This is a genomic window from Microcystis sp. M_QC_C_20170808_M3Col (assembly GCF_007095505.1).
GTDB lineage: Bacteria > Cyanobacteriota > Cyanobacteriia > Cyanobacteriales > Microcystaceae > Microcystis.
Genome location: NZ_SFBY01000105.1, coordinates 1 through 6326, shown reverse-complemented (window position 1 = coordinate 6326; position 6326 = coordinate 1). Strand labels below are relative to the sequence as shown.

Annotated in this window: 8 protein-coding genes and 1 pseudogene; 1 reads left to right on the top strand and 8 read right to left on the bottom strand. The window is 40.4% G+C overall.

What is annotated here, in order from left to right; translation table 11 throughout:
• The first annotated feature begins 279 nt into the window (after nucleotides 1-279).
• The gene (pyrG, locus tag EWV84_RS05275) at nucleotides 280-1920 is read left to right on the top strand and encodes a glutamine hydrolyzing CTP synthase (RefSeq protein ID WP_287076913.1); all 1641 of its coding nucleotides are present in this window, start codon (nucleotides 280-282) and stop codon (nucleotides 1918-1920) included.
• A gap of 81 nt (nucleotides 1921-2001) precedes the next feature.
• On the opposite strand, the gene EWV84_RS05270 is transcribed toward pyrG, so the two are convergent.
• From EWV84_RS05270 to EWV84_RS05235, 8 genes and pseudogenes are all read right to left on the bottom strand, one after another.
• The gene (locus EWV84_RS05270) at nucleotides 2002-2319 is read right to left on the bottom strand and encodes a 2Fe-2S iron-sulfur cluster-binding protein (protein WP_158200850.1); all 318 of its coding nucleotides are present in this window, start codon (nucleotides 2317-2319) and stop codon (nucleotides 2002-2004) included.
• Nucleotides 2320-2441: 122 nt separating this feature from the next.
• The gene (locus EWV84_RS05265) at nucleotides 2442-2771 is read right to left on the bottom strand and encodes a hypothetical protein (protein WP_287076912.1); all 330 of its coding nucleotides are present in this window, start codon (nucleotides 2769-2771) and stop codon (nucleotides 2442-2444) included.
• A 110-nt stretch (nucleotides 2772-2881) separates the two neighbouring features.
• Nucleotides 2882-3172, bottom strand: coding sequence for a hypothetical protein (locus EWV84_RS05260; protein WP_287076910.1), 291 nt, complete (start codon nucleotides 3170-3172; stop codon nucleotides 2882-2884).
• Nucleotides 3173-3459: 287 nt separating this feature from the next.
• The gene (locus EWV84_RS05255) at nucleotides 3460-3909 is read right to left on the bottom strand and encodes a type II toxin-antitoxin system VapC family toxin (protein ID WP_287076909.1); all 450 of its coding nucleotides are present in this window, start codon (nucleotides 3907-3909) and stop codon (nucleotides 3460-3462) included.
• The gene (locus EWV84_RS05250; RefSeq protein WP_158201400.1) at nucleotides 3909-4145 is read right to left on the bottom strand and encodes a hypothetical protein; all 237 of its coding nucleotides are present in this window, start codon (nucleotides 4143-4145) and stop codon (nucleotides 3909-3911) included. Before EWV84_RS05250 ends, EWV84_RS05255 begins: the two co-directional genes overlap by 1 nt.
• A gap of 525 nt (nucleotides 4146-4670) precedes the next feature.
• A complete protein-coding gene (locus EWV84_RS05245; protein ID WP_002731987.1) occupies nucleotides 4671-4868 on the bottom strand; it encodes a hypothetical protein in 198 nt (65 codons plus the stop codon).
• Nucleotides 4869-4899: 31 nt separating this feature from the next.
• Complete coding sequence (def, locus tag EWV84_RS05240) at nucleotides 4900-5475, bottom strand: peptide deformylase (protein WP_287076906.1); 576 nt, start codon at nucleotides 5473-5475, stop codon at nucleotides 4900-4902.
• A 209-nt stretch (nucleotides 5476-5684) separates the two neighbouring features.
• A pseudogene (locus tag EWV84_RS05235) lies at nucleotides 5685-6326 on the bottom strand (serine/threonine protein kinase); the annotation flags it as partial.

Here is a 6326-nt window from a genome sequence, read left to right as displayed (position 1 = left end):
CTAGATCCAATAAACGCTTGGGGAGAGAATACCTCTACTTTTTCAGAAGCAATTCTGTCTAAGCAAGTAATCTCTGTGAACCAAGAATCCCCGTCTCTTTAGAGCGGGGAGTGTCAAATGATCGGGATGAAGCTGTGGTGCAATAGATTTTCGAGAGGGAGCTAAAACGAGGATCGGGGTATATATCCTCCGGTTATAATGAAATCTGGGAAAATGACACCGCCGCATCCCGAAAACTCTCACCCCTTGCCGGGTATAATCGATCGCAGGAAAAATTTTATGAGTAAATTTGTCTTTGTCACCGGGGGAGTCGTCTCCAGTATTGGGAAAGGAATTGTCGCCGCTAGTTTAGGAAGATTGTTGAAAAGTCGGGATTATTCCGTCTCAATTCTGAAATTAGACCCCTATATCAACGTGGATCCGGGTACGATGAGTCCTTTTCAACACGGAGAGGTATTTGTCACCGATGATGGGGCCGAAACCGACCTCGACCTTGGCCACTACGAACGTTTTACCGATACGGAACTCTCCCGTCTCAATAGCGTGACTACTGGCTCGATTTATCAAGCGGTATTGAATAAAGAGCGCCGTGGTGCTTATATGGGGGGAACTGTGCAGGTAATTCCCCATATTACCAACGAAATCAAGGAAAGGATTCTTCGGGTGGCCAAAGATACCAACCCCGATATTGTCATCACAGAAATTGGTGGTACGGTGGGAGATATCGAATCTTTGCCTTTTTTAGAAGCAATTAGACAATTTAGGAAGGATGTGGGTCGAAATAACGTAGTTTATATGCACGTTACCCTAATTCCTTGGATTCCGGCCGCCAAGGAGATGAAAACTAAACCGACGCAACACTCGGTCAAGGAATTAAGATCGATCGGCATTCAACCGGATGTGTTAGTCTGTCGTTGTCATCTACCCCTACAACCGGGGTTAAAAGAAAAACTCTCAGCTTTCTGTGATGTGCCGGTGGAATCGGTGATTACCGCTCAGGATGCCAGCAGTATCTACGAAGTTCCCCTCAATCTGGAAAAAGAGGGATTAGCGCAACAAACCCTAGAATTATTAAACCTGGATCCCCGATACCCCCATCTGGAGGAGTGGGAAAATCTCATCCGACAGATGCAATCCCCCGGTCAAAAATTAGAGATAGCTATCGTTGGTAAATACGTGCAGTTGGGGGATGCTTATCTCTCGGTGGTGGAGGCCCTCAAACACGCTGCTATTGCCCTTGATAGCGAGATAGAATTGCGTTGGGTAAGTGCCGAAGATGTGGATAATGATTCGGCCGAAGCTCATTTAAGCGGTGTTGACGGTATTGTTGTACCCGGTGGTTTTGGTATTAGGGGTGTGGATGGCAAAATTAAGGCGATCGAGTATGCTAGGGTCAATAATATTCCTTTCTTGGGTCTCTGTTTAGGGATGCAGTGTTCGATTATCGAATGGGGTCGCAATGTGGCCCGATTAGAAAGGGCCAATAGTTCCGAATTTGAAGAAGATACACCGAATCCGGTGATTAATTTACTGCCAGAACAGGCAGATGTGGTAGATTTAGGGGGAACAATGCGCTTAGGTCTCTATCCCTGTCGTTTAAATCCCGATAGTCTGGCTTTCTCCCTCTACGGTCAAGAGGTTATCTATGAGCGCCATCGTCACCGTTACGAGTTCAATAATGCCTATCGTAGTCTCTTTTTCGAGACTGGTTATCTGGTGAGTGGCACTTCTCCTGATGGTCGTTTGGTGGAAATTATCGAACTACCAAAACATCCTTTCTTTATTGCTACCCAATTTCACCCCGAATTTCGCTCCCGTCCCAATAAAGCTCATCCTCTCTTTTATGGTTTCATGAAAGCGGCCCTCAAGGGTAGAGAGCAAAAGTTCTTCCTGAGTAGTCAGCATTCAGCTATTGGTTAGGATTTGCTGGTCTGATTGGCTCAAAATCGGTTTTTTTGGGGGGAAACCCCCGAAAATTTGTCATCTTAACCCCAGTTCGGCCTAGGGTTTTCCGAATTGACGTTGATAAACCACTTCTTCCTTGCCAGATTCCAGTTTAATATCCGAGCGAGGATAGGCCACACATAACAAAGCATAGCCTTCTTTTTGCAGGTCGGGGGATAATCCCATGCCATCACTTTGTTCGACGCTACCCTGGGAAAGTTGAGCGGCACAGGTAGTACATACGCCCGCATTGCAAGAACTGGGTAAGTCGATTCCCGCATCGTAGGCCGCTTGTAGTATAGTTTGATCTTCCCTAACTTCGATCGTTTGTGTTGTTCCTAAATGGGAAATTTCTACTTTGTAGGTTGTGGTCATAGCTAATGAATGATGCTTTGAACTTCACCTATTTTATCATTCTAGATTGCGGATATAGGAGACAGGGGGAAATCTTTACCTAATCAGATTTTCACCGGTCGGCAGGCCAATTCAGACTTGAATTAGCCTATTAAAACGCTGGAACCCATGATGTTCTCAATAATCGAGATACTTCGAACAGTATCTTTTGAAATATCCCCAAAAACTATATGTAACACATCTATTCTGTTAGTTGGATTTCCCGTGTGATTTTCATTGGCTACTCCTTTATCAATTTCAAACTTAACCCAAACTCCCTTTAAGCGAATTTCTTCAAGAACTTTATCAACAGTAGCTTGACGGCCTAGTTTTGGTTCTAATTGTGCTTTAACCAAAGGATAGGAATTAGCAAAAAGTTTTGACAATCCTAATAAGGAAGTAATTAATAGATTATGGGAGTTAAGTCGTTTCATGGTTTTGTCCTCTGAGAAAACTTAACTAGGGTATGCTGAAAAACTTTTTCAGCATACCCTAATTAATGGGACAGTTTTTGAGAATATCTATGATCTGATTAAAATAAGTCTCAATTAACAAATTCTACCCCTTGAACTATCTTCTTTTGAGTTTGTAAATGGTTGAACATTCGAGATTCTCCTATCCACTCATCAAAATCAAAACTATGGGTTAATTCATCGTTATTAAACTTTTGTATAAATGCTGCCGTTGATAAATGATATTGATTTTCAAATTCTTGTGGACGTTCTTCTGTTCTTTTAATTCCTACTTCAATACTGTACAATCTTTCAGATAAAGCACTCTCAATAATTTGTTTAAGAGAGTCAGGAAATTGTGAACGTATTCTTAATTCAGTCATTAAATTTTATTCTCCTCAAAATCTGAGCAAAATTTTAGGCATGATTCAAGATAGAGTCTCTTGAGCAATTTGTTTAACTATCATTATATCAATCATGGTTGTTTTCTTGAATATGTTTGAGTTTAATTAAAGTTTGTTAGCAGTTGAGTTGACGTTGAAAAAGTGACTGTTGGTTGTGTTGGGTTTCGTGCCTTTCCTCAACTCAACCTACAAGAGCAGCGATCGCACTACATAAATTATAATTTAATGCTCAGGGATTGGGGTTTTATAATTCCAGCGTCTATCTTCTATATGTTAACAATTTCATTAGGGTGAATAATCTGAATGTCAGGAATTTTAATAAAGTCATCTGGATTAAAAGTCAATAAATGAGTTAATTTCTGGGTTTTCATGACAGCTATTAAGCGAATATCATGAGTTCTTTTTCCCTTAATATTATAAGTATTCGCTAGATTATGCCAATAAAAGAAAATTTCGGATGTTTCTTCTATCCAAGAAAAACGATTAATTAATTGATTGACTTCATCACTGGTTTGCTTAACACTCCATCCTAAACCATTTACTTCTATTGGTCGTGTTGCGACTACCCAAAATTCAATCAATACTTGAGAGGTAATATAGCAATCATGACCACTTTTCAATAAATTGGAGACAGCTTTAATGGCCAGTAAATGACTAGAAGAATCTGGATCACTTCCTCGCAGTAAAATATTAGTATCGAGTAAATATTTAGCCATTAATCCTCGTAAATACTATCACGATGTAGGGCTTCATCCGGTAGACTGAATCCTCTTTTTTGATGACTCATTGCCCATTCTTCCCATCTCTTGGCTTTTTCTTGTGGAGAAATATAGCTATTATCAATTTTTAAATTATTTGTTTTTTTTAGGAGTTTCATAAATGTTAATACTTGCTCTTGACCAGATTCATCTAATGTTCGCCATGTTTCTAGTAAAATTTCTTCGGTAGTCATTTTTATTTCCTCATCAAGTTGTTAAGTAGAATTACATTTGAGAAAACTTAATTAAATTGAAACATTTTTGTTGGCAGTTGAGTTGAAGTTAAAAAAAGTAATCGTTGGTTGTGTTGGGTTTCGTTCCTCAACCCAACCTACAAGATCAGCGATCGCACTTCCGATTTTATCACTCAATCCATGACTTTGGGGGGTTCTACCCCCCAAACCCCGAAGCGCATTAGTTTTTCGGTGGGATGCTTACAGACAGCTGCTGATATATTTGTAATAATTTAAGAGTCACTGATAATTGCTGATTGTCCGTATTTCTGCAAAGGTGAGATGCAGCCTGGAGAAATCTTTACCTAATCAGATTTTCACCGGTCGGCATATAATTGATTGTCATGAAAGATGATAAAATCCTCAAAATAAGTAACTTTTTCTGGCAATTTGTCCTGTAGTTAAAACAAACAAAAGAGAGAAATAAATTCTCTCTTTTGCTCATGAAAATTATGCCAATTTTTCGATAACCGAGGGGAAGTTATTCTACTTGTAATTGGCTCTTGTGTCTTTAACCGCCGCCCAAAAAAATAGGGCTGTTAGTGGCACACTTGCAGCTAGAATTAAGCCAGTGGTGGTATTGCCTAAATCCGGTTCTCCCGAACTAATTTCAAAGACACAACCCACACCAGCGATCGCTGCAATACAGGATAATAACAATAAAACGCCGCTTTTCGGGGTCATCTTCACTCCTCACCTAAATTAACTAATGCCTTTATTTTGTCACTTTCTCAACAGGTTTCACCGCTTGCACGGAAAAACCGTGTTTTTTTAATTCTTCATTGAGTGCCAAATCGTTATCTACTCTATCGACGAACATGACACCATTAAGATGATCCATTTCGTGTTGAATTACCCGCGCTAGTAAACCGTTAGCTTGCAGTTTTCGCGGTTTCCCCTGTTCATCTTTATAACTCACTTCGATCGATTGGGGACGGATGACATCTAAAAACACATCGGGAATACTCAAACAACCTTCTTCCGCTTTGCACAATTCCCGACTATAACCGATAATTTGGGGATTAATCAGAATTAGGGGCGTATTTTCGGGTTTATCGGGTTCACAATCGATGACAATCAATTGTTTATTGACTGCCACTTGGGGAGCTGCTAACCCGATACCATTGGAACTATACATAGTTTGCAGCATTTCTCTGGCTAATTGACGAATGCTGTCATCGACTTTAGTAATCCGCTTGGCCGGTTGACGCAAGACTCGATCGCCGAGATAATGCAGTTCTAAAGGGGGTTTTTCTAATTTGCGTTTTTCTACGGTAACAGTGGCGCTCATAAACTTAATTATCGATGGGATGACACACTTTTGATCTTAGTCACTGGCTCTGGAGCAAAAAAGCCCAGACTCTTCATAAAATTTTACACTGATCACAGAGAGTTCGTCTATATCAAGGAGAGGGGGAAGAAGGGGACAGGGAAGTGGGGAGAAGGGAGAAGGGAGAAAAAAGCTGATAGCTGACGCGCGATAAGCTGATATCTGTAAGATTACTTATTAGTAATGGGTATTCCTAACCATTGACTTAATTCCGCTGCTAACCATTCAATTTCGGGGTTACTCAGATATTCTTTTGTCTTACTGCTAATAGTATATTCTTTAGTCCCCGCCCAAATAGTTAAAGCCATCGGCACATAAACTCGATCGCCATCGCTATCTTTGGTATGATAACTATCAGCTATCACCAGTTTATTAATATGTTCCCGTGCCATTTTCTTTTTGCCCGAAAGTGTCAAACCCCAAATTCGCTGAATGGCAACAATTTCTTGCCTATCAATAGTGATAATTTCCTCCCCTTTGAGACAATAAATAATCTGGTAAAGCATTCCTAAACCCACAAACCAAAAGGGCAAGGAAAAGAGCAGAAAAAACCAACTCATCCACAGAGGAATAGAAACGGCTCCTCCTGTCCATACTAATAAAAAAGCGTTCCAAGCGATGGCAAAGGCTCCAAGACCAATTAATTTAGGGGTAAAACCTTCGGGAGGTAAAGATATTTTAATTTTCTCCTCGCTTTTTTGCAACTGTACCCGACTCCCTGCGGGTTTTTCAAGGTTTGAGGCAGTTAATTGCATTTCGTGGAGAGTATTTAAAGCTTGATTGGCTGCCTGTGCTGAAACAAACCTTTTCTC